Here is a 22,840-nt window from a genome sequence, read left to right as displayed (position 1 = left end):
GCGATGCTGAAAACCCTGACGCTAGCCGCAGCAACCGCCGTCGCGGTTGCTTCCAATGCATTCGCCGCCGTCGAGCGCGTCACTTTCGCCTCGCGCGGTGAGCAGATCGTCGGCGACCTCTATCTGCCAGAGGATATCGATGCGGCGAAACCTCGGCCCGCGCTGGTGGTGACCGGCGCCTGGATGACGGTGAAGGAACAGATGCCGGCCCGCTACGCCCGCGAGATGGCCGACCGCGGCTTCGTCGCCTTGACCTTCGATTTTCGCGGATGGGGCGAAAGCGGCGGCGCACGTCGCCAATATGAGGATCCTAGCGCCAAGATCGCCGATATCGAGGCGGCGGTCGCCTATCTCGCGACCCGGCCCGAGACCGACAAGGACCGCATCGGCGGGCTCGGCATTTGCGCCAGCTCCGGCTACATGGTCACTGCCGCCGCTAAAAATACGGCGATCAACTCGGTCGCTCTCGTCGCACCCTGGCTGCACGACGCCGATGTGGTCGAACAGACCTATGGCGGCAAGAACGGCGTCGCGCAGCTCAAAGCGGTCGGCGATGCGGCCGAGGCTGCGTATCGCAGCACCGGCAAGCAGGCATTCCTGCCCGCCGCGAGCCTGACCGATGAGCGGGCGATCATGTTCAAGGTACCTTATTACACCGAGCCCGGTCGCGGCATGATCCCGGCCTGGCGCAACGAGGCCGATCCGGCCTTCTGGCGCGGCTGGCTGGCGTTCGACGCGATCCAGGCTGCTCCGCGCCTGCGCCAGCCCTTTCTGATGGTCCATAGCGAGGCGGCTGCCATCCCGCAGGGTGCGCACAAATTCTACGCGCGGCTGACCAGCTCCAAGCATGAGCTGTGGCTCGACAATGTCAGCCAGTTCGATTTCTACGACGGCGCCGCGCCGGTGAAGGCCGCGAGCGACGCCGTCGCTGCGCACTTCCGCGCCACGCTGAGCGATGCGGGGCTGGACAATGTGGGGGAGGCGGGACAATGAACTGCGTCAGCCGCCGGCACGTCGTCTTGGCCTCGGCAGTCTTCGCCGCGACGCTTGCCGGTTCACCCGCTTTGAGCGCGTCGCAGCCCACGGCTGCGCTGACGGTCGAAGACAGGACCGCCATCGCCGAGGCCGTGGCGGGGATCGGCCTCTATGCCGATTTGGGCGAATGGAACCGGGTCAGATCCTATTTTGCGGCCCGCGTGACAACCGACTATACCAGCCTTTTCGGCGGCGAGGCCGCGACCAGCGACCGCGACGCGCTGATCGCTCAGTGGCAGGGTCTGCTGCCGGGGTTCGACGCTACGCAGCACCTCATCACCAACATCGTTGTCGAAGGCGCGGGTAACGATGCGGTCGCGCGCAGCCATGTTCGCGCGACCCACTGGATCGACACCCGGTTCTGGACGGTCGGCGCCAGCTATCTCCACCGGCTGGTGCGCACACCAGAAGGCTGGCGCGTCAGCGCCATCTCCATCCGCCGCCTGTACGAAGAAGGGGACCGCGCCGTTCTGGCCAGCGCTGCGGACCGGGTGAATGCGGCGGCGAATTGAGCAGCCGGCTGGTAGCCACCACTGTTGCCAGCTATTGGCGCAACACCGTGTTCTTGGTGCCTTCTTCGACCTGATCGATGACCAGCAGCTTGACCGGATCTGCACCGACATTCGTAGCCTGATGCCACTGCCCGATCATTTCGATGATGAAATCGCCTGACTTGTACGTGGTGCTCTTGCCGGTCTCGACATTGGTGACCTGAAGCGTTCCATCCTCGACATAGGCATAGCGGGGGAACGGGTGCTTGTGGACCGGTAACGTCGCACCCGGCGCGATCTCATAGGACGAAACCAGCACCTGAACGTTCTTCTGCGGCAGCGTGATCGGCTGGCCGGACGCCGTCTCGGTACGCGAGGCAAGCGGGGTCACAACAACCGGGGTGCCGCTGGCGTCCAGCGCGTGCGCGGCGGTTGCGGACAGGGCTGCCGTTAGCAGCAGCGCAGATGCCAAGATTTTTTGCATGATTCCCCCCGAGTTGCGTCAGCATTGCGCGGCGAGCATTCGCACGCAAGCTTGGCTGTTCAGGAGCGCCTCGCCACCTCTCCTGAACATGCCTGGCGTCATGCCGCGCGTCGCCCGGAACGTGCGGGAAAGATGGCTCTGGTCGGCGAAACCCGCAGCAATGGCTGCATCGGCGAGGCCGAGCCCCTGTTCGATCAAGGAGCTGGCGCGGCGCAATCTCCGGTCGCGGATATAGGCCGCGGGCGTCAGGCCAATCGCCTTCTTGAAATCCCGGATGACCTGGAACCGGGTGACACACGCGGCGCCAGCAAGCCGCTGCAGGCCGAGCTGCGAGCCAAGTTCGCTTTCGACAAGGTCCTGGTAGAGCGAGAACCTTTGTCGCGATCCCGAGTTTTCGACCTCCTCGGTTCGCCCGCTCCAATCGCCATGCCGGAGGATAAGACGCCTCAATGCGACGAACAGGGACGCCTCGGCTTGCGTTGCGTCCTGGGACGTCGAGCCTTCATGCGCCGCCGCCAACGCTGCTGCGAGATGGCTGTCTTCGATGATCGCGCGTGTGAAGACCGGAGCGCCATTCCCGCCCAACTCACGGGCGACCGCCGTCATCAGCGGCACCGAGGGATAAAAGGTCCGATAGGCCCAGCCTTCATCCGCACCCTGCTCGCCGTCATGCCACTCCTCGGGATTGACAACGGCAATGGTGCCTGCCGGAGCGACAACGCTTTGGCGGCCGATGCGGATGCGTTCGCAGCCAGACGTAATCAGCGCGATCACATAGGTAGGGTGCGTGTGCAGTTCGTAGCGGTGCTGGGTGAAGCGCGCCTTGAACAGGGCAAGATCAGGGAAGCAGGGATGGCGCCAGTACTTCCTGGTCTCTGTGGCGTGCATGGCTTTTGTCCCTGCTGCGGTCAATCTGGTTCAAGACGCCCTTGTGTGGCCCTGTAATCATGATCCCGGATCAAACCGCCCCTTTGCCGACGCGGAAGGAGAGCATCGTGCTGCACAATGACCCCATCGCCGCCCTGACGCCAGAGGTGATTGCCTGGCGCCATCATATCCATTCCAATCCCGAACTCGGATTCGATGAAAACGAAACGGCGCGTTTCGTTGCCGAGAAACTGCGCGCCTTTCGCTTCGACGAGGTTCATGAGGGGATCGGCGGCACCGGGGTTGTTGGCGTCCTGCGCGGCGGCACGGGCACGCGCGCCATCGGTCTTCGCGCCGAGCTGGACGCGCTTCCGGTCGTGGAGAAGACCGGCTTGCCCTATGCCTCCAGGAATGAGGGCATAATGCACGCCTGCGGTCATGACGGCCACACCGCTATGCTGCTCGGCGCCGCCAGGCTGCTCAGCCAATCCCGCGTCTTCGACGGCATTGTGTACTTCATCTTTCAGCCGGCTGAAGAAAACGAAGGCGGCAGCATGCGCATGATCGAGGACGGCCTGTTCGAGCGTTTCCCCGTCGAAGCGATGTTTGCCGTCCATAACTGGCCGGGCCTCAAGTCCGGCACGATCGCCGCTCGCGCCGGAGCACAGATGGCGGCCGTCGACAATTTCGAGCTGACCTTCGAGGGTCTTGGCGCGCATGCCGCCATGCCGCAGCGCGGCGACGACCCGATCCTGGCCGCGGCCGCCTTCGTCCAGGCCGTCCAGCGCATCGTCAGCCGTTCGGTCGACCCTCAAAGCGCGCTGGTCGTCAGCCTCACACAGATCCATGGCGGCAATGTCGGCAACATCGTGCCTAGCAAGGTCTGGCTGCAAGGCACCTGCCGCTTTTTCGAGCCCGGTCATTCCGATCATTGCGAGAAGCTGATCGGCGAGATCGCCCGAGGCATTGCTGCGGCCCATTCGCTCAACGCCACGCTTGACTACAGGAAGGGCTATCCGCCGCTCGTCAACACGGCTGACGCGACAGCCCGCACCGTCGAGGCCGCCGCCGCCACCGTCGGGACGGAGAACGTCCTGACCGAGTTCAGCCCGAGCCTCGGCTGCGAGGATTTCGCCTTCATGATCCGCGAGGCAGGCGGCTGCTACGTATGGATCGGCGCCGGCGATGTCGGCCCCGGCGAAGGTCTGCACGGCGATCGCTATGTCTTCAACGACCAAATCGTCCCGACCGTGATGCGGTACTACGTCAATCTGGTCGAGCAGACGCTTGCCCCGCGCTGAACCGTCGGAGGAAACTGAAGGTTCAGCGAGAAATGCCGATTTGAACGCGCTTCGTCGTCTGCGCGTCAACTCAGCGCCTCTCAACCGGCTGTGGCCACGAGTTGCTCTACGGGAACGGCATTTCCGAGCGCCGCCTGCGCCTTATTGGCCTGCTCTTCATCGACATGCGCCATCACGAAAATGACGCCTTGTATGACGTGCGGCTCACCCGGCTTTTTGGCAGGATCGGCGAATGCCTGGAGAAGCCCGCCGGCAAAGCCGCCGCAGGCCCCACCGACCAGGACTGTGCCAGCCACCGCTCCGACAGGGTCGATGCCCGTGGCTCCAAAAGCACCCAGGCCGACTAACAGACCAACTGCCGCGCCCAGGGCGGCACCGCCCGGACCGCGCATAACGGCGCCGATTTCGTCATCGTAAGGTCCGATGACGCTGATCTGTTCGTGAGAAATTCCTGCCGCCTGAAGCGCGGCAACGGCACGCGCCGCTTCATCGTGGGAATCGAAAAGTCTGCTGATTGTTCGCATTTGACACTGCCCATAGCACATCGCCCGCCGCTCGTTTCGAAGCGGCGGGCGTCTCCTCCCTCTCGTTCAGATCACTGAATGATTTTGACGATCTTGCGTGTGCCTGGATCAACGACAACGGTCCGATTGTCTACGACAACGTACCGGTATTCGACGTCCGGAACTTCATGAAGCTCGACCGTCTCGGGCACCGTTGAGCCGATATTGAGCTCTACCCCAGGGAGTTCCACCGATGCGAGTGGCTGTTTTTCCACATATTCCCTGATGACGGTCTCCTGTTCAGGCGCGATGATCACGTCCTGAGCGGCAGCGGCGCCGATACCTGCCAAGAGCAGAAATCCCGCGGCTGCAGTGGAAAGACGCATTTTCATGATTGCCTCCTTGTGTGAGCTCTATTGGCGTCATTCTTCGCGCTAGGCCCACTCAACCATGAGACCGCTGCAAACGTTCCTTGGCTGGGCTTCGGTCCGATCCGAGAGGTCTTGCCGTTGGACTTAAGTCTGACCTGCCGCGCGCAATGGGGCCGGATGCCGACCGGTCCGGAACCGCGACAGCCCCGACTCGTTCCGCCGCAAATTTACGGGAGGATCTCATGGAAAGCGGTGTCCGATACCCTCATTCGGCAAGCCTGCTTCTGATCGACATTCACGCCAATGTTAAACTCGCCAGGAGAAAGGAAATGGCCGACGAGAAAAGCAACCAAGACTTCCTCGACCGGAGGCGCCTGTCGGTCGACGAGTACTACGAGGTGGAACATTTCGCGCGAGAAAATGGCGTTTCGCCCAGCCAGGTCAGTAGGCTGATCAAAAAGAACGGTAACGATCGGATGACCCTTACTCAAGCGGTGAGAGCGTTGCGCGACCAGAAGTAAAAATACACCGCACCTTCCGCCGCGATTGTCGATCAGGCGTTGTACCATCTGTCCCGGGGAGAGAGCATCGGAGCTGACGCTTCATGGTTTTGCTGCCTCGCTCACCGAGGGTAGTGGGGCTTATGCGAAAAAACCGCCGGGCACGGTTTCCGTCCAATCCGTAAAGCCCTAAGTTCCCTAGGGATTGATCAAATGCAGATCAAAGATGGCGTCGCTTAGCGTCGTTCGACAACAGATTGGCCGGTTCTCTCGAATCGCGCCGCTGGCGCGACGTGCCGCCGACCAGGCCGTTGAGGATATGGCGCCATACAGAGCGACAAGGCTGATCGATCGATGGAACGCACTGTCGCTGGCCACTCAGTTCCTACTCGCGGGCGGACTATTCTCGCTGTCGGCGATGATCGTGGTGGGAATTTCCGTGACAAGCCAGATCGAAGCCGCAGTCACCCGGAACTCGGCTTCCGCCACCGCCCTTTACGTCGACAGCGTCATCGCGCCGCTGCTCCCCGATATGCGGAGGAGCGAAGTGCTGGAGGAGAGCGTTGCCCATGCGCTGGATGAGACGCTGGGGCAGGGCGCGCTCGGCAAAAGGCTCCAATCCTTCAAGCTCTGGCGCCGCGACGGAACCATCCTCTATTCGACCAACAAAGATTTGGTAGGGAAGCGTTTTCCACCCAGCGACAATCTCCGGGCCGCATTTGCAGGCGATATGGTCGCTGAATTCGACAGGCTCGATGACGCGGATAGCCAGGCTGAGCGGGACAGCGGCTTGCATCTTCTTGAAATCTACAATCCACTGCTTCAGCCATGGTCGGGCGAAGTCGTCGCTGTTTTGGAATTCTACGAGGTCGCCAACGATTTTGAAAAGGACCTTCGGCAGGCACTCGTTCGGACCTGGCTCGATGTCGCAGCCGTCACCGCGATTTTTTTCCTCGGGCTTTCGGCGATCGTTTTTCGCGGCAGCCGCACGATTCGGTCCCAGAGTCGCTCCTTGAAGCAGCGCATTGCCGAGCTTTCCGATCTGCTTGCTCAAAACAGAATGCTGAGATTGCGGGTGCAGCGTGCTTCGCAGCGTGCCACGGCGCTTAACGAACGTTACCTCAGGCGGATCGGAGCGGACCTGCATGACGGGCCGGCGCAACTGGTTGCCCTGGCTGCGTTGGGGATCGATAGCCCCGTGCTTTCCGATCCTGCCACGCCGGCTGCGGCGCGTGCACGCGAATTGCAAGCCGTCAAAGCCAATTTGGACGACGCGATGCGAGAAATCAGAAACGTCAGCAAGGGCCTTGTGCTGCCGCATGTCGAGAATGCCGAGCTGACCGAAATCCTTGAGCTTGCCGTGCGAGCGCACGAAGAGCGGACCGGCGTCAAAGTGATGCTGTCCATGACCGGGGGGCACACATCCTTGTCGCCAGCGGCCAAGATCTGCATCTTTCGTTTCATCCAGGAGGCGCTGAACAACGGCTTCCGCCACGCCGGAGGTGCCGGCCAATCGGTCGCGAAACATTTCGACGGGGAGCGCGTTTTTATCGAGGTTTCCGATACCGGCCCCGGTTTCGACCAGAAGATCGTCCACCCTGAAGGGCTGGGGCTCGTCGGGTTGCGTGAGCGGGTAGAAAGCCTCGGCGGCCAGTTTGCCGTAACATCTTCACAAAATGGCACGATGGTGAAAATGGTTCTCAATACAGTCGAAATGGGACAGGCGTGATGCCAGCAGCCATAAAACTCGCCGTCATCGACGACCACCCGCTGTTCAGGGAAGGCGTCGTGCGCACTCTCGAGCAGATCGGCGGCTTCGAGATCGTTGCGCAAGGCAGCAGCAGAGATGATGCCTTGCGGATATCGGAAGACCAGCAGCTCGATATTCTCTTGATGGACATCTCGGTGCCTGGAGGGGGCCTGAGCGCGATCGAGCCGGCTCTGCAGCGACACCCGGATCTGAAAATTGTGATGCTGACAGTTTCGGAGGAGAACCAGGATGTCGTGACTGCCTTGCAGAGCGGGGCACGAGGCTATGTCCTGAAAGGCGTCGGATCGAGAACCCTGGCCGCGATACTGCGCACTGTGGCGCTAGGTGAAAGATATGTTTGCCCGCAATTGTCGGCGCGCGTGCTGGTCGACCTGTCTACCCAATCAATTCCGACCGCCAAAGCTGACGTGCTAGCCGAACTTACCAGTCGCGAAAGAGAGATCCTGACGCTCGTGGCCGCAGGATTGAGCAACAAGCGAATTGGTCTTCAGCTGAACCTGCACGAGAAAACCATAAAGCATCACATGACGCGCATTCTCTCCAAGCTCAACGTGAGCAACCGGACCGAAGCTGCGATGACATTGCGCGATGCGACCGAGCGTCAGCATTCGCCGGTCCGCCATTCTGCATGAAGCAAGGCCCTGTGGCTTGTGAACTGGTCGTCACTCGATCATGGCGAGCAGCCTTGCCCGATCGGAGTTCGTTGCCTGGCGCCGGATGATGGTGCGGCCCCTGGCATCCCGCATTTCATAATGGCTACCGTCGATGCGCTCGCTGAGCCCGTTGGAATGCACCACACCAACGCTTGGCCCATGCACCTCGATCCGATCTCCAGTGGCCGCGTTGATATACAGTTTTGGCTTGCTGCCGGGGTTTACCGCAGTGACCGCGTTTTCGGGGGCGGTAGCCGCATTTTTTGGGGAATTGTCCTTCGGCGATTTTGATTTGCCCTTGCCCGCGTTACCACCGGAGTTGGATTTCCCGGAATTCCCAGCATTTCCAGAATTACCATCGTTTCCAGAATTCCCCGAGTTTCCAGAATTCCCGCCGTTTCCAGAGCTTCCGGAATTCCCGTTGCCACCATTCTTTGCGAAGGCGGCGTGCAGACTGAGCGTCGGCGACAGGCCGTTTAGCGCCAGGCGGTAGGGGCTCACGACGAGAATCAAGGTCGATGCAGCGAGGCATATGGCGATGCGAAGCCGTCGTGGCGACCTGGCGGGAACTCTTGTCTCACGAAGCCTCAAGCGTTGCAGCCATGTCTGTTGCGGCCATGTCTGTTGCGACCGTGTCGCGTCTGTGATCGATGAGCTTGCCAATAGCACGTTAGAATATCCTCTAACCGTTACGGCTTGGACGGCGTTATGCCCTGCTGTTTCGATTCGCCCGAGCCAATCCCAAGCCAATCTTTTGTGCCTTGCACCGTTTATCACGCTTCCGTCATCAGCAGGCTGTGTCAAGACCCACCAGTCTCAGGGGAGAAACTGGTGGGTCTCGCTAGCGCAGGAAGGGACTCATTACTGCGCAAGTGTGTTGCCTTCATTGATCGGCTCCATCAGCCGATAACAAGTCCGATGGCTGCGACCCCGAACATCAAGCCAATACCGGAACAAGCAGCCAACGTGCCTGGTGAATGCTGGGTCCCATTGCAGCCTCCTGTTACGGAGGTTGGCACCGCAACGGCGCCTGCGGGAAGTCGGTTCCTGGAAAAACCTCCACCTCAGGCTTTTGCGACAGCAATTCCGGACCAAAGCACTGCCTGCGCCAGCCCATGGTCGGCCAGCGAGCAGACCGAAGTCCTATTCTCGGGCATTTTGGGACATGAAGGGCGGTCCTCACACACTAGAAGCCCCGCCGGCTCGAAACATCGGCGTGCTGGCGACGTAAATGGCCGTCGCCGTTCGATGAATGGGAACTGCTCTCCAACTTTGATCGATGAATGTTAAAGGGGTCCGCACGGCGGCGGACCCCTCGCGCCGAACGAGCGCGTTAGGTCAGAATAAGGACAATCTTGAGCGTATCCGGGTCGACGATCACGATGCGGCCATCAGCCAGCATGAAATACTCGTAGGACTCGTAAGCCGGAACGATCTTGACGATTCGCGGTGGCAGACGACGCAATCTGACCTTTTCACGCGGGACTTCGATGCCCACCGAGATGTCAAAATCAACGTCGGAAACCGGTTCGACCTTCTCCTCCTTCAGGATCTGAGTGATTTCCGTTTTCTGTTCAACGGTCACGTTCTCGATCGAGCCGGTCGAAGTTTCATCCTGCTGAGTGGAGGTCTTGCCCTGGGTCTGCTGCTCGGTGGTGGTGCCGGCCTCGCCTTGGGTCTGCTGCTCAGTCCGGCTCTTCGCCTTGTCCTGGGCCTGCTGCTCGGTTGTGGCGCCAGTCTCGCCCTGGGTCTGCTGCTCGGTCTGGACCTTTGCCTTGTCCTGAGCCTGTTGCTCGGTTGTGGCGCCAGTCTCGCCCTGGGTCTGCTGCTCGGTCTGGACCTTTGCCTTGTCCTGAGCCTGCTGGTCGGTGGTGGCGCCAGCCTCGCCCTGCGCTTGCTCATCGGTCCGCATCTTCGCCTTGCCTTGAGCCTGCTCCTCGGTCGCAGTACCGGTCTCGCCCTGGGTCTGTTTACCCATTGACGAACCGCTAGCACAATCGGCTGAGCCTGGTGCGCAACTGGTGCCGGCGCCCGATTGGCTTTCGGCCGGCTGCTGTTCCTGAGCGAGTGCTGCTCCACAGCCAACGCCGATGGCCAGCATACTGGTGATCAGAACTTTTTTCACGAGATATCTCCTTCGAAAAGTCTGTCCCTTCAGAAGGGAAACCACCTCCAGGAAATTTAGTTCCAGGTGAATTGACCGGGCGGGGCAGGGTGCACGTTTCCTGGTTGAGGGGAATTTATCGTGGCCAATCTCGAACCTGAGGCCGCGATTTTTTCCCCTCAGGATGGAACACTGTCCTGCGACAAAAGTTTAACGCGAGCAGCATGGTATTGTCCCCTCATACAGATGCTGCAAGATCGGTGGCGCCGATCAGCCCGCGTCCTCTCCCGGAGGGCGCGGGCTTTCTGCCGTTGTCGGGCACGCCACGAATGGTGCCGACGGGTGGTCTTCGAAAGTCGCGCTTCGTTCCCGAATTGACCGTCTTCCTTGACAGCAAAAAGTGCTCTTCACATATTTCCCGCAGCCGTCGCTCACGGCTCTCATAAAAGCTCAAACACTCGTTCAGTTGAATGGAGGTTCTAATGAACGGCAGGACTTTCGACCGGCCTGTTTTCGTCAGAAATGGCGAGTTTATGGTGGAGGAAATCGGATGCTTGGCTGATGCTTTCGAGTTTCTGGAGGAATGGCCTAGGAATCGCAGAGGGCCAATCTTTGACACGGCGTTGCGAGCTTGTCAGCGCGCCTATGATGGCCAAGTTCCCATTTCAGTTGCGCGCGAAGCTTTCGCCGGCTTCGCCAGATCGGCCAGGATCTTCGAGGACGTCTCTGCAGCTATGCCCTGGATGACGGCACCGAAAGCCGGCCGCGGAGGCCTGTCGGCCTGACCGAGGTACCCAGCGAAAGAGGCCGGCGCCACAGGGGGCGGGGAAGTGGGTTGCCCAGGCTGGCGCCGGCAAAGCGGCATGGAACTGGCCGCTAAAAAGAAGTTCGCCGGATTGGTGAGGTGATCGCGGAAATTCGCCGCTCCTGTCCGCAGTAGCCGCAGATCGACATGTCCTGTCGGCGCGCTAGCCTATCGCGTGGCGGCTGTAGTGCCGGACGAGAGGTCGTGCATTACGAGGCTATAGTAAAGTGGATTAAATCGCGATTGACCATACTCCCCACTTTATCAAGGTTAAGCTATTTTCGCGGTTTTTGTCTTTGAAAAATTGGGACGAAATAGTACGGTGACCTGCAACATTCGCTTTAGGGAACTGAGTCTCAACTTTCGATGACGGAGAAATCATGAACAAGATCATGTCGGGTTTGCTGGCGGCCGCGTTTTCGGTGTCGTTCGCGGCCATCACAGCAGTGCCTGCGGACGCAGCTCAGGTATTCTTTCCGCAAGCCCCGTCCGTTTCGATTGATGTGCAGAAAGTTGATAATAATCGGTGGGTGAAGCGTCACAACCACAAAAGCCGCAGGTTTTCGCGCCACGATGGCTCGCATTGGAACGGCCATCGCGGCTATCGTAAATACCGTCGCGGCTATCGCCGTCATGGCGACTACTGGTTCCCGCTGGCTGCTTTCGCGACCGGCGCGGTGATCGGCAGTGCGATCGCCAACAACAACCAGAACCGTGTCAATCGAGGCGACGCCCATGTGGAGTGGTGCTACGACCGCTACCGGAGCTATCGCGCTTCAGACAATACGTTCCAGCCCAATTACGGACCTCGTCAGCAGTGCAATTCGCCCTACTGATCTGGCGCGCCGAATGTTGAAAAGCCCGTGCCGGCAACGGCGCGGGCTTTCATGTTGACCGACCGCATCCCCGGAACCCGCTTCGGACGGTTTCTCAGGTCGGGGCAAGGGGAATAAATTAGGAACGGAAGGATGGCGCTCGTCTTTTCCGGTGACTTTCAACAAGCCATGCGTTGAAGAATCGGCGGTGTTTGGGCACAAAGCCGTTCTCCCAGGCTGCCAATTTGCCCAGATCAAGCAGGGACGTAGGTCAACCTGATCACGTCCTCGCCAATCCGATCATTAGTCATGAGCCGGAGCGGCGGCCGGGGTCCGGCGAAATACGGCGTGCCGTGGCCAAGCACGACGGGATGCAGGTAGATGCGATACTCATCGATCAGGCCGAGTTCCGTGAGGCTTCGTGCCAGGTCCGGGCCGGCAACTTCGATCTCGCCGGCGCGCTCGGCCTTCAGCTCGCGGATCGCGCCCTCGAGATCACCGTCAACAAGCGTAGCGTTGGACCCGACGGATTTCAACGAGCGCGAGACGACCCATTTCGGCTGGCTCCGCCACGCTGCCGCGAAGGCGTGTCGATCTGCATCCCACTCAGGATGATCGTCGTCCCAATACCGCATGATCTCATACATTTGACGACCGTACACACTGCCTGCCTGCCCCTGAGCCTCCTCGATGAAGTGGCGGAAGAGCAGGGGGCTTGGCGCAAACGCCATATGGTCGACGTAGCCGTCCAGGGACTGGTTCATTCCGAACACGAGCTTAGCCATACCCACTTCCTTTCCTTATGCGGCATATCCGTGCAGTTCTGATTGCCTTGTGCAATCGGTCGCAAGCTAGATCGACTGATTTTATATCGCAATTGGTTTTAGAGTGCGATGAACGCCATCAGGCCGCGCCGAGTTCGCCATTAGGGATCGCGCCGCTTTGATGATCTCGCCACTTAGGTCTCCGCACAGGACTCCGCTTTTTCGCGTAGACGCCTGAAGGTTTGCTGCCCGCCGCAGGGTAATGCTGCGCTAATTCGGGTTCTCCAAGCGGTTTGTTTTGCGCCACTCCTCGTACTCCCCGCGGGCATCGTCATGCAGCGGATAATAGCGCTGCAACGACCCGCCCCCCATGAGCTTCACTCGCGAGAACTCCTCCCAGTCGTGATGCTTCTGTGATTCTTCGATCACCTTTGCAGCCATTGCGACGGGTAGCACCACCGCGCCATCATCGTCGGCGACGATGATGTCGCCGGGGATCACCGTGACACCGCCGCAGGCAATCGGAACGTTGACGGCATTGGGATAGATGCTGGTCTGCACATGATAATTTGGCGTCCAGCCGCGCAGCCATAGAGGCAGATCGAGCTTTTCAACGTTGGGCCGGTCGCGCATGCACCCGTCGATGACGATACCCGCGCCGCCTCTGCCCTTGAAATACGTCGACATCATATCGCCGAAAACGCCCGAGCTCATGTCGCCGCGCGCGTCGACTACGACCACATCGCCCTCCTGCGCGTGATAAAGAACGTGCCGATGCAACTGCGTCTCTGGATCGGCATATTCTCCCTCGCTGAAGAGGTCCGGCCGCTGCGGCAGGAACTGTAGCGTCAGCGCCGGCCCGACGATCGACTTCCCGTGGTTCTGAGCCACCGGTCCGACCATGTGCGGATTGCGGAAACCCATGTGGCCAAGCGTGCCGGCAACCGTCGCGGCGCCGATCTCCCGTAGCGCGTCGATCAGATTTTTTGGTGGCCGCGTGATGTCAGGAGCATGTGTCATCGTGGACTCCGGTTGAAAGAAAACTACCAGTTCGTAACAGAACCGTCGCGGCGCTTGAGGTGAGGCGCTTCCCAGAAACGAAAGCTCTGCGCCTGGATCGCCTCTTCGTTGACCTCGACGCCGAGCCCTGGCAGGTCACCGATCGGATAATCGGCGCCATCGAGTTGTGGTTGCACCGGGAAAAAATCGGAATTGTCGAAGCCCAGCTTTCTTTCGGGCGCCCTGGTCTCGAGCCACGCGAAGTTGGCGACCGCGGCGGCGAGATGCATGGTCGCGGCCGTGCACACCGGGCCAAGCGGATTGTGCGGCATCAGGTCGACGTAATGCGCTTCACTCCAGCCAGCGACTTTCATCGCCTCGGTCAGCCCGCCGACATTGCAAACATCGAGCCGGTTGAACTGGTGAATGCCGCGTTCGATATAGGGCAGGAACTGCCACTTGCTGGCAAATTCCTCGCCGATGGCAAAGGGGATGTCGGTCATCGTGCGCAGGGATTCATAGGCCTCCGGTGTCTCGTCCCGTATTGGCTCCTCGAGGAAATCGAGCACGCCGCGACCGAGCTTGTTGCAGAAGCTCGCCGCCTCCGCCACCGACAGCCGATGATGATAGTCGATGCCGAGGACGACGTCGTCGCCCAGCGCCTCGCGCGCCTTGTTCAGCATGCTCGCGGTAGCGCCGATCGACTCGCGCGGCTCGAAGATGTCCCTGCCGTTTTGCCCGATGGGGAAGAAGCGGATCGCCTGCCACCCTTGCGCGCGGAGTTCGCGGGCTCGTTCGATGGCAACATCCCCCTCGGCCTCGTCTCCGGTCGAGGCGAAGGTGGGCACGCGGTCGCGCTGCTTGCCGCCCAGCAACTCGTAGATAGGCACCCCCAATGCCTTGCCCTTGATGTCGTGAAGGGCGATGTCGATGGCGGAAATCGCCGCCTGCAGAACTCGCCCGCCCTCGAAATACTGGCTGCGATAAACCTCCTGCCAGATCCGGCCAATCTGCATCGGGTCGCGGCCGATGAGGAACTCGCGATAGTGCTCGATCGCGCCGGCCACCGCCTTCTCGCGACCGCTCAGGCCGCTCTCGCCCCAGCCGTAGATGCCTTGGTCGGTCTCGACCTTGACGAGCATCTGGTTGCGCGTTCCTACCCACACTGGATAGGGCTTGATCGCGGTGATCTTAAGTTTCTCAGTCATCCACGCCCACGTCCCACGCGCGCCGCCCTATCTCAGTTGGCCTTGAGGGCCATTTCAGTTTCGCCGTCGAACAGATGCATCCGCTCCTGATCGAACTCGAGCCAGATCTGTTCGTCAGGTGCGACGGCGATGTTGGGGGGCACGCTGATGTTGACGATGGCGCCGGAGAGGAACGCCTGCACGAAGGTGACGTCTCCGGTTGGTTCGACCGTAAAGGCCTTGGCCGGAATCGCACCGGGGACCGCGCTGTTGTGCAGCTTGATCGTCGAGTGTCGCGCTCCGAGCACAACCTTCTTGGTCGTCGCCCTCTGGACCTTGCGCGCGTTGAGTTGCGACAGCTCGAGGCGCCAGCCTTCCGCGCTGGTCAACACGGTGTTGCCGTTTGCCGTCGATGCCTCCAGCGGAATAAGGCTCATCGCCGGGCTGCCAATGAAGCTCGCGACAAACATGTTCACGGGATGGGCGAAAACCTGCGCCGGCGAATCGTATTGCTGCAGGTAGCCGCCGTTCATCACCGCCATCCTGTCTGCCATGGTCACGGCCTCGAGCTGGTCGTGCGTTACATAGATGATCGTCGCCTTCAGGTCCTGATGGAACCGCTTTATTTCGGACCGCATCTGCACGCGCAGTTTGGCATCGAGGTTAGAGAGCGGCTCGTCCATCAGGAACACGGCGGGGTCGCGGACAAGGGCACGGCCCAGGGCCACGCGCTGCTGCTGCCCGCCCGAAAGTTCGCGCGGCTTGCGCTCGAGCAAGTGCGTCATGTCGAGCACTCGCGCCGCTTCCTTGACCTTCTTGTCAATCTCGTCCCTGGGCAGTTTGCGCATCTGCAACGGGAACGCCAGGTTCTTGTAGACCGATTTCTGCGGGTAGAGCGCGTAGTTCTGGAATACCATTGCGATGTCCCGGTCCTTGGGGTCGAGGTCGTTGACCACTCGTTCCCCGATAACGATGTCGCCCGATGTGATCGGGATCAGCCCCGCGACGAGATTGAGCGTGGTCGTCTTGCCGCAGCCTGAAGGGCCGACGAGCGCAACGAATTCGCCGTCATTGACCGTCAACGAAACGTCGTTGACGGCTTTGAAGCTGCCATAGGTCTTGACGAGATCTTTGAGGACCACGTGGGCCATCGGCAACTCCCTAATGCTTGACCGCGCCTTCTGTGAGGGCGCGTACGAAGTATCGTTGCAGGACGAGGAACAGCACCACGACGGGCACGCTCATCATGAAGCTGGCCGCCATCAGGCCCGGAAAGTCCGTCGTGTTTTCCGAGAAGAAGCGCTGGATGCCGACCGGCAGGGTCAGCTGTTCGTTCTTGGAGAGGAAGGTGTAGGCGTAGATGTACTCGTTCCACGCGCCGATGAATGAATAGATCGCGGTGGCGATGATCCCCGGCGTCGAGAGCGGCATCACGATCAGGATAAAGGCCTGGAACCGCGTTGCGCCATCGATGCGCGCCGCCTGCTCGAGCTGCACCGGGATGTTGTCGTAGAAGCCCTTGAGCAGCCAGATCGCCAGCGGCAGGCCGAAGGTGAGATAGGTGAGGACCAGCGAGCCATGCGTGTTCACCAGCCCCAGCACGCGCATCAAAATGAAGAGCGGCACGAGAAAGATCACCGCCGGGAACATGTTGCGCAGCAGCACCGAGAAGAACAGGAAGTTTCGGCCGGGGAAACTGAAGCGCGAAAACGCATAGGCCGCAGGGACAGCCACGATCACCGAAAGGATTGTCGTGACTGTCGACACGAAAAGGCTGTTCCAGAAGAAGCGGAGGAAGTCCTGACCGACGCTGTTCTGCGGATCGAGCAGCTTTTGATAGCTGGCGAGGGTAGGCTGGTCCGGCCACCATTGCGGCGGGAACTGCATCGCCGCGAACCCAGACTTGATCGAAGTGATCAGCATCCAGATCATCGGCAACGCGGTGTAAAGCAGCATGAAAACGAGGAAGATGCGCCCGGCCCACCGCCATCCGTCGACGCGCATGCGGCGCCGGGTCTGGCCTCGAGTGGCTGTTTCGGCAATCGTGCTCATGCGCTCCCTTCTTTCCGCTCGTTGCCGCTAAGCGCACGGACGTAGAAGTAGCCCAGCGTCATCAGGATGAGGAACAGGAGCACCGAATAGGCCGATGCCACGCCCCAGAGCTGTCGGCCGAAGGCGAGCTCATAAATGTGGGTGATCCAGATATGCGATGCGTTCGACGGTCCGCCGCCGGTCATGATCCAGGGGATGATGAAGGAATTGAAGTTGGCCACCGCGAGCAGCAGGATCGTCACTGTCGAGACGTTGCGCAAATGCGGGAAGGTGACGTGCCAGAAGCGCTGCCATGCACTGGCTCCGTCGACTTTTGCGGCGCTCAGCAACTGTTCGGGGACTGTCTGCAGGCCGGCCATCATCATGATCATGGCAAATGGAAACTCGCGCCAGATATTGACGACGATCAGGGATGGCAGCACCGTGCTGACGCTGTCGATGAAATTCGGCGGCCGCTCGGCCAATCCGAGGCCGACCAGCACTGCGCCGATGATCCCGAAGTCCGAATGGTAGATCCACCTCCAGATATAGGAGGCGGCGACCGCGCTGATGACCCAGGGAACGATCAGGATGGCGCGCAGGACACCACGGCCGATAAAATCGCGGTGGAGCGCCAGCGCAGCGGCAAACCCCAGGACAAAGGAGATCAGGGTGGATCCCAGTGTCCAGATCAGAGTGTTCCAGGTGACTTTCCAGAACACGCGACTGGCGAGGATGGTCGTGTAGTTGTCGAAGCCGATAAAGGTTTTGTCGCGGAGCTGTAGGCCGGGCGGCGTCTTAAAGAACGACAGTTCGATCGTGTAGTAGATCGGATAGGCGATGACGATGAGCATCACGGCGATCGCAGGGAGCACGTACGCGTAGTCGGCGCGATGCTCCCATATCTTCCGCAACAGGCCGGATTTACCGGGTTGCAATATTCGGCGAGCCTCGGCCTTGCCGGTCACGATCGTCACTGTGGCGTGCCCTCGTTCTTCGGAACGAGCCGGCTGCATTATCGGCGCAGCCGGCCAGATCGCAGGTCAGGCTTGGACTAGAGTCCGCCCATCAGATCTTTGACCCTCTGGGCCGCGTCGTCTGCTGCCTGGTCGACGGTCATCGCTCCGGTTAGGGCATTCTGCAGCATGTCCGGGACGATGATGTTCATGATCTCGGGGGATTGCGGCAGCGCTGGGAACGGGATGCCATATGGCAGCATCGAGGTCGTGACATCGAGGAACTCGATGTTGTCGAGGCGTTCCTTCATCCATTTGGTCTTGAAGCCGTTAAGGTTGCCCGGGTTCGAGCCGGCGTAGGCCATCTTCAGCGACCATTCAGGGCTCGTCCACATGCAGATGATAGCCTTTGCAGCCGGCTCGTCTACCTTGCCGCCCTCGACATATTCGGGCTTTAGGATGTGAATGTTCGAGCCGCCGAACACGACGGCGCGCTTGCCGTCGGGGCCAGTCGGAATCAGGCCGTAGCGCATGTTGTCGATGACGGTCTGCGCCTTGTCCTTGTCGGCGCCCGTCGCCTTCTTCTGCAGGTCGAGCATCACGTCGTAGTCCGATGGGTGCGAGATCATCATGCCAAGCTGGCCGGCGACGAACAGGGGCTGGTTATCGGCCTGCTGGTTGGTGAGTGCCGAAACCGGAACCGACTTGTCGCGAACGTACATGTCGTACGAGGCTTGCAGCGCTGCCTTGCTCTGCGGGCTGCCGAGCTGGACCTCCTCATAGGTCGGGTTCGCGGTGGCTTCGTCGAAGACGCCGCCGCCATAAGCCCATAGCTGTGGCATGAAACGGTACGGCGTATTGCCGGCATTCTTGCGAGCCACGAGGCCGTAGCCGGCAATGCCGAGCTTGTCGTGGATCTGCTTGGAATATTTGACGACATCGTCCCAGGTTGCCGGCGGCTTGTCCGGATCGAGGCCCGCCCGCTTGAAGATGTCGGCGTTCCAGATGAACGCCATCGTCTCGTTGTTGGTCGGAATGCCGTAGGTTACGTCCTCCCAGGTTACGGCCTTCATGGCGCCGGGCCAGAAATCATCGGTCGAATAGCCGACATCCTCGGGTTTGAGCGGTTCCAGATAGCCCTTTGACGCGAACTCGGTACCACCCAGGATTTGCAAGCGGACCGCCATCGGCGCGGCATTGCCCAGGAGCGCCGTGCGGAACTTGTCGAGAAGGTCGTTATAGGTGAGGGCTTGTTCCTCGAGCTGGATGTTCGGATAGGTTTTGCGGAAGGTCTCGAAGAATTCCTTGTAGTACTGGCGCAGGAGGTCGGGGTCGCCCTCGAACACGCCCTGATACCAGAAAGTCAGTCGTCCCTTGTAGTCGAGCGGGGTGACCTTGGCGCAATCGGCTGCCGTGTCAAAATCCTGTGTGCCGGCAATGGAGCGCACATATTCTGGCGACCACTTGCTCAGGTCGACCGGCGGCGCACCGAGTGCGGATGTGGACATCAGCGATGCCATCAAAGCAGTGGCGACAGTGCCGCGCAGGACCGCACTGCCGAGCGTAATCCTCGTCATAGGTATCCTCCCTGGTTCTCCATGCCGCCCTGCGTTGAAGCAAAGCGGCCTAGCTCATTCGACCGCGGGACGCCTCCCTATTCTATGTATCCCTTCGATCGCCTTGTACGTTTTCAGATCGTGGATTGCCTGTCAACGCATAGGATCGTACATTGTTTGCGGAAACCGTGTGTGATATCGGGCAGAGTATGTACTGAATAGGGGAGCCGGCATTGGCCGAAACAAGTGATTTTAAAGCCAAGCCACCGGCGGAGATTGACCCCATAGGGGCCTCCAGCGAGGGCGCCTCAGTTTACGAACTGATTAGGGAAGACATCATCGAAGGACGGCTCGCCGCCAACGAACGGCTTGTGGTCACCGATCTCGCCCGGCGTCACGGCACCTCGACCAACCCCGTGCGCGAGGCCCTGCAGCTCTTGCGCGGGGAGGGGTTTGTCATCTTTCTCCCCAACCGCGGGGCGCGCGTCCGACCCATAGATCAGGATTTTGTCCGGGATATCTATGAGATCGGTGTTCTGATCGAGCCGGCCCTGACGCGATGGTTTGTGAATATGGCGACCGGCGAGGACATCGCCGAGCTCGAACGTCTCCAAGGCCTGATCGAAGAGAACAACTTCGCCGATACGTTCAGACACAGCGAGCTGGATACGGCTTTCCACACCGTGATGTACCAGCGGCACTATAACCGCCATGCCGCCGAACTTTGGTGGAAGCATCGCGAAGTGCTGCGAGCCGTGAGCCGGCGTTTCAATTTCACGCTTGCACGGCGGGCCGCGATCATTCGCGAGCACCGCGAACTCATCGCGCTCGTAAAGGCGGGAGAGGCCGACAAGGCGGCCGAACTCGTTTCTCGCCATGTCGAGGGTTCGGGCCGGCATATTCTCGAACAGATGCGTGCGCGCAACGCCGCTCGGGCTGGGTAGAATGTCCAGTCCAGAACATCGTTAGCCCGACCGTGTCTGAAAAAGGTAGTTGAGATGAAAATCACGAGCATTCGGCCGTGGCTGATCAAGTCCGATGCTTCCTATTGGGGAGAGTTCCTGTTCGTCGAAGTGACGACCGATGAGGGGGTAAGTGGCTGGGGAGAGATCACCACCACTACAAAGCTCGCCAACCGCGCCCTGTGCACGATCCTGCGGCAGATCGGCGTCGACGTGACAGGCGAGAATCCAGCTCATATCGAGCGTCTCTGGCACAAGATTTTCCGCAGCTTCACCTACATGGGCAGCCGCGGCGCCGCCGTCGAATGCGTGAGCGCCATCGATATAGCCCTCTGGGATATCCGGGGCAAAGTCTTGGGTAAGCCGATCTACGAGTTGCTGGGCGGACCGGTGCGCGATGAAATCGCACTCTACACCCATCCCAACCAGGCCAAATTCACCAGCAAGGAGGCTGTGGTCCGCGAAATTTTGGATATCGTCGAGTCCGGACACACTGCGCTCAAGTTCGATCCTTTCCCCCACCAGGGCCGCACCGCCGATGGCCTGTCCCGCGAACAGCGGGACGGTTACCTCGATGGCAGCATGACCCGCAAGGACGAGCGCGAAGCGGCCGAACTCACGGCGCTGATCCGCGAAACGGCAGGGCCTGACATCGACATTCTCATCGATGCACATGGCCGCTTCGACGTTCCCACCGCCATTCGCCTCTGTCGGAGCCTCGAGGAAGCCGGCCAGATCGACTGGTTTGAGGAGCCCTGTCCGCCCGAGAGCCTTAACGCACTCAAGCAGGTGCGTGAGAAGGTCAGTGCCGCGATCTCGTGGGGCGAGCGCGGCCACACGAAATGGGATTTCGTTCCGGTACTCGAGAACAAGCTCGCTGACTACATCATGCCTGACGTGACCTGGACCGGCGGCATTACCGAACTCAAGAAGATTTCCGCCCTATGCGAAGCCTACTACATCCCGGTCTCGCCGCATGACGCCGCTGGGCCGATCAACGTGGTTGCGGGAGCGCAGGTGATGATGACTGTTCCCAACTTCTACAAGCTCGAAACGTCGGAGTGGAACCTGGCCAAATACGATCACCTCATCGACAGACCACTCGATATTTCGAACGGCAGCCTGAAGCTGACGTCGAGGCCCGGTCTCGGTATTGAGATGGACCGCGACTACCTGCAGGCCCACGAGATCGAGCTGAGCTAGCAACGCTCTATGCCGGCCCAACGCGCGGGGCGGCAAGCCCCGCCGACCCAGAACGAGGACAAGCCATGCCAAAGACGGGTAGTGCCGACGAGGCACTCAATCGGGTGAACACCAACTCCAAGCCGTCCGACCTTCGCATCACCGATATGCGGGTAGCCGAAATCGTCGGTGCGCCGTTCACCTCGGCGCTCATCAAGATCTACACCAACCAGGGTATTGTCGGCCTGGGCGAAGTGCGCGACGGCGCCAGCGCGACCTATGCGCTGATGCTGAAGAGCCGGTTGCTCGGCGAGAACCCTTGCGACATCGATCGCCTGTTTCGCCGTATCAAGCAGTTCGGCGGGCACGGCCGGCAAGGCGGCGGCGTCTCCGCGGTGGAAATCGCGTTGTGGGATCTCGCCGGCAAGGCCTATGGCGTGCCGATCTACCAGATGCTCGGGGGACGATTCCGCGACAAGGTGCGTGTCTATTGCGATACCGACGCCGAAAAACCGAGCGGCACCGAAACCGGAAAGCGCCTCAAGGAGCGCATGGACCGCGGTTTCACCTTCCTCAAGATGGACCTGGGTTTGATGCAGATCGCCCATGTCCCGGGCGCCGTGGCCGCGCCCGCCGGCGCGCTCGAAGGGTTTCACGCCAATCCACGCGGCCGTGGCGGCGCGCTCGATGAGCGCAAGGCGCGCAATCTCGCCTACGATATGCAGAACGTGCAGCACCCGTTCACGGGGCTGCATTTCACCGAAAAGGGGATTGATTTGCTCGAGCAGTATATCCACGAAGTCCGCGAGGTCATCGGATACGAGATTCCGCTCGCCATCGACCATGTCGGTCACATCTCGCTGCAAGACGGCATACGCCTGTCGCGCCGCGTCGAGAAATATGTTCCTGCCTGGCTGGAGGATGTGATTCCCTGGCAATACACCGAGCAGTATCGGCAGTTGCAGCAGGCTACGACCGTGCCCATCTGCACGGGTGAGGACATCTACCTCAAGGAGGCATTCGAACCCCTGCTCAAGAGCGGCTGCCTCTCCGTCATCCACCCGGACCTGCTCACCAGCGGCGGCATCCTCGAGACCAAGAAGATCGGCGACATGGCGCAGGACCACGGCGTCGCCATGGCCATCCATATGGCGGAAAGCCCGATCGCCGCAATGGCCGCCGCACATGTCGCCACTGCTACCGAAAACTTCATGGCGCTCGAATACCACTCCGCCGATGTCGACTGGTGGGACGATATCGTCACCGGCGTTCCCAAGCCGCTCGTGCAGGACGGCTTTATCACTGTTCCGGACAAGCCGGGCCTGGGGATCGACGACGTCGTCGACGAGGTGATCTCGCGGCATCTGCAGCCGGGTGTCACGGGGATATGGCAATCCACCGAGCATTGGGACAATGAATATAGCTGGGACCGGACTTGGAGTTAGCCCTGACCCCCTTCCCTCATTCCCCACGCTCACGGAGCCAACGACCGACCATTCGTGT

Annotated in this window: 24 protein-coding genes; 11 read left to right on the top strand and 13 right to left on the bottom strand. The window is 60.6% G+C overall.

Annotation, left to right across the window (positions count from 1 at the left end; all coding sequences use genetic code 11):
• Positions 1-3 precede the first annotated feature (3 nt).
• Complete coding sequence (locus AC0L26_RS15440) at positions 4-993, top strand: alpha/beta hydrolase (RefSeq protein WP_473633315.1); 990 nt, start codon at positions 4-6, stop codon at positions 991-993.
• Positions 990-1,547 (top strand): nuclear transport factor 2 family protein, encoded by a 558-nt coding sequence (locus tag AC0L26_RS15435; protein WP_473633314.1) that lies wholly within the window; start codon positions 990-992, stop codon positions 1,545-1,547. Before AC0L26_RS15440 ends, AC0L26_RS15435 begins: the two co-directional genes overlap by 4 nt.
• Before the next feature lie 31 nt (positions 1,548-1,578).
• On the opposite strand, the gene AC0L26_RS15430 is transcribed toward AC0L26_RS15435, so the two are convergent.
• Both AC0L26_RS15430 and AC0L26_RS15425 read right to left on the bottom strand, forming a co-directional pair.
• Positions 1,579-2,010, bottom strand: coding sequence for a cupin domain-containing protein (locus AC0L26_RS15430; RefSeq protein WP_473633313.1), 432 nt, complete (start codon positions 2,008-2,010; stop codon positions 1,579-1,581).
• Between the two features lie 18 nt (positions 2,011-2,028).
• Positions 2,029-2,898 carry an AraC family transcriptional regulator gene (locus tag AC0L26_RS15425; RefSeq protein WP_473633312.1) on the bottom strand — a complete coding sequence of 290 codons (870 nt, stop codon included), beginning with the start codon at positions 2,896-2,898 and terminating at the stop codon, positions 2,029-2,031.
• A gap of 107 nt (positions 2,899-3,005) precedes the next feature.
• On the opposite strand from AC0L26_RS15425, the gene AC0L26_RS15420 reads away from it, so the two are divergent.
• A complete protein-coding gene (locus AC0L26_RS15420; RefSeq protein WP_473633311.1) occupies positions 3,006-4,178 on the top strand; it encodes an amidohydrolase in 1,173 nt (390 codons plus the stop codon).
• A gap of 80 nt (positions 4,179-4,258) precedes the next feature.
• Here the strand turns inward: AC0L26_RS15420 and AC0L26_RS15415 are convergent, their stop codons facing one another.
• Both AC0L26_RS15415 and AC0L26_RS15410 read right to left on the bottom strand, forming a co-directional pair.
• Positions 4,259-4,702, bottom strand: a complete 444-nt coding sequence (locus tag AC0L26_RS15415) for a hypothetical protein (RefSeq protein WP_473633310.1) — start codon at positions 4,700-4,702, stop codon at positions 4,259-4,261.
• A 71-nt stretch (positions 4,703-4,773) separates the two neighbouring features.
• Positions 4,774-5,073 (bottom strand): DUF1236 domain-containing protein, encoded by a 300-nt coding sequence (locus AC0L26_RS15410; RefSeq protein WP_352931734.1) that lies wholly within the window; start codon positions 5,071-5,073, stop codon positions 4,774-4,776.
• A 221-nt stretch (positions 5,074-5,294) separates the two neighbouring features.
• On the opposite strand from AC0L26_RS15410, the gene AC0L26_RS15405 reads away from it, so the two are divergent.
• The 3 genes from AC0L26_RS15405 to AC0L26_RS15395 all read left to right on the top strand — a co-directional run bounded on the left by AC0L26_RS15405 (position 5,295) and on the right by AC0L26_RS15395 (position 7,955).
• Positions 5,295-5,573: a DUF3606 domain-containing protein gene (locus AC0L26_RS15405; RefSeq protein WP_473633309.1), complete on the top strand. Its 279-nt coding sequence runs from the start codon at positions 5,295-5,297 to the stop codon at positions 5,571-5,573.
• A 298-nt stretch (positions 5,574-5,871) separates the two neighbouring features.
• The gene (locus AC0L26_RS15400; RefSeq protein ID WP_473633308.1) at positions 5,872-7,281 is read left to right on the top strand and encodes a sensor histidine kinase; all 1,410 of its coding nucleotides are present in this window, start codon (positions 5,872-5,874) and stop codon (positions 7,279-7,281) included.
• Entirely contained in the window at positions 7,281-7,955 is a 675-nt protein-coding gene (locus AC0L26_RS15395; RefSeq protein WP_473633307.1) for a LuxR C-terminal-related transcriptional regulator, read from the top strand. Before AC0L26_RS15400 ends, AC0L26_RS15395 begins: the two co-directional genes overlap by 1 nt.
• A 30-nt stretch (positions 7,956-7,985) precedes the next feature.
• Here the strand turns inward: AC0L26_RS15395 and AC0L26_RS15390 are convergent, their stop codons facing one another.
• Together AC0L26_RS15390 and AC0L26_RS15385 are read right to left on the bottom strand one after the other, a co-directional pair.
• A complete protein-coding gene (locus AC0L26_RS15390) occupies positions 7,986-8,489 on the bottom strand; it encodes a hypothetical protein (protein WP_473633306.1) in 504 nt (167 codons plus the stop codon).
• Positions 8,490-9,309: 820 nt separating this feature from the next.
• On the bottom strand, positions 9,310-10,101 hold the full coding sequence (locus AC0L26_RS15385) for a DUF1236 domain-containing protein (protein WP_473633305.1): 792 nt from the start codon (positions 10,099-10,101) through the stop codon (positions 9,310-9,312).
• Between the two features lie 461 nt (positions 10,102-10,562).
• Here AC0L26_RS15385 and AC0L26_RS15380 point away from each other — a divergent pair, with 461 nt between their 5' ends.
• Complete coding sequence (locus AC0L26_RS15380) at positions 10,563-10,865, top strand: DUF982 domain-containing protein (RefSeq protein WP_473633304.1); 303 nt, start codon at positions 10,563-10,565, stop codon at positions 10,863-10,865.
• A gap of 400 nt (positions 10,866-11,265) precedes the next feature.
• Positions 11,266-11,721 (top strand): BA14K family protein, encoded by a 456-nt coding sequence (locus AC0L26_RS15375; RefSeq protein WP_473633303.1) that lies wholly within the window; start codon positions 11,266-11,268, stop codon positions 11,719-11,721.
• 233 nt (positions 11,722-11,954) lie between these two features.
• Here the strand turns inward: AC0L26_RS15375 and AC0L26_RS15370 are convergent, their stop codons facing one another.
• The 7 genes from AC0L26_RS15370 to AC0L26_RS15340 all read right to left on the bottom strand — a co-directional run bounded on the left by AC0L26_RS15370 (position 11,955) and on the right by AC0L26_RS15340 (position 19,214).
• On the bottom strand, positions 11,955-12,485 hold the full coding sequence (locus AC0L26_RS15370; protein ID WP_473633302.1) for a dihydrofolate reductase family protein: 531 nt from the start codon (positions 12,483-12,485) through the stop codon (positions 11,955-11,957).
• Positions 12,486-12,734: 249 nt separating this feature from the next.
• The gene (locus tag AC0L26_RS15365) at positions 12,735-13,484 is read right to left on the bottom strand and encodes a ribonuclease activity regulator RraA (RefSeq protein WP_473633301.1); all 750 of its coding nucleotides are present in this window, start codon (positions 13,482-13,484) and stop codon (positions 12,735-12,737) included.
• A gap of 23 nt (positions 13,485-13,507) precedes the next feature.
• Entirely contained in the window at positions 13,508-14,671 is a 1,164-nt protein-coding gene (locus tag AC0L26_RS15360) for a mandelate racemase/muconate lactonizing enzyme family protein (RefSeq protein WP_473633300.1), read from the bottom strand.
• Positions 14,672-14,703: 32 nt separating this feature from the next.
• Positions 14,704-15,801 (bottom strand): ABC transporter ATP-binding protein, encoded by a 1,098-nt coding sequence (locus AC0L26_RS15355; RefSeq protein ID WP_473633299.1) that lies wholly within the window; start codon positions 15,799-15,801, stop codon positions 14,704-14,706.
• Between the two features lie 10 nt (positions 15,802-15,811).
• Entirely contained in the window at positions 15,812-16,702 is an 891-nt protein-coding gene (locus tag AC0L26_RS15350) for a carbohydrate ABC transporter permease (protein WP_473633298.1), read from the bottom strand.
• Positions 16,699-17,658 carry a carbohydrate ABC transporter permease gene (locus AC0L26_RS15345; RefSeq protein WP_473633297.1) on the bottom strand — a complete coding sequence of 320 codons (960 nt, stop codon included), beginning with the start codon at positions 17,656-17,658 and terminating at the stop codon, positions 16,699-16,701. The genes AC0L26_RS15350 and AC0L26_RS15345 overlap by 4 nt, the downstream gene beginning before the upstream one ends.
• Before the next feature lie 77 nt (positions 17,659-17,735).
• A complete protein-coding gene (locus tag AC0L26_RS15340) occupies positions 17,736-19,214 on the bottom strand; it encodes an ABC transporter substrate-binding protein (RefSeq protein ID WP_473633296.1) in 1,479 nt (492 codons plus the stop codon).
• Between the two features lie 212 nt (positions 19,215-19,426).
• On the opposite strand from AC0L26_RS15340, the gene AC0L26_RS15335 reads away from it, so the two are divergent.
• The 3 genes from AC0L26_RS15335 to AC0L26_RS15325 all read left to right on the top strand — a co-directional run bounded on the left by AC0L26_RS15335 (position 19,427) and on the right by AC0L26_RS15325 (position 22,782).
• The gene (locus tag AC0L26_RS15335; RefSeq protein WP_352931706.1) at positions 19,427-20,137 is read left to right on the top strand and encodes a GntR family transcriptional regulator; all 711 of its coding nucleotides are present in this window, start codon (positions 19,427-19,429) and stop codon (positions 20,135-20,137) included.
• 54 nt (positions 20,138-20,191) lie between these two features.
• Positions 20,192-21,358, top strand: a complete 1,167-nt coding sequence (locus tag AC0L26_RS15330; protein ID WP_473633295.1) for a mandelate racemase/muconate lactonizing enzyme family protein — start codon at positions 20,192-20,194, stop codon at positions 21,356-21,358.
• 65 nt (positions 21,359-21,423) lie between these two features.
• Positions 21,424-22,782, top strand: coding sequence for a mandelate racemase/muconate lactonizing enzyme family protein (locus tag AC0L26_RS15325; protein ID WP_473633294.1), 1,359 nt, complete (start codon positions 21,424-21,426; stop codon positions 22,780-22,782).
• Positions 22,783-22,840 lie beyond the last annotated feature (58 nt).

This window comes from Mesorhizobium sp. WSM4823 (assembly GCF_055811195.1).
The sequence above is the reverse complement of the archived record's forward strand: the minus strand, read 5'-3'. Positions and strand labels throughout refer to the sequence as shown.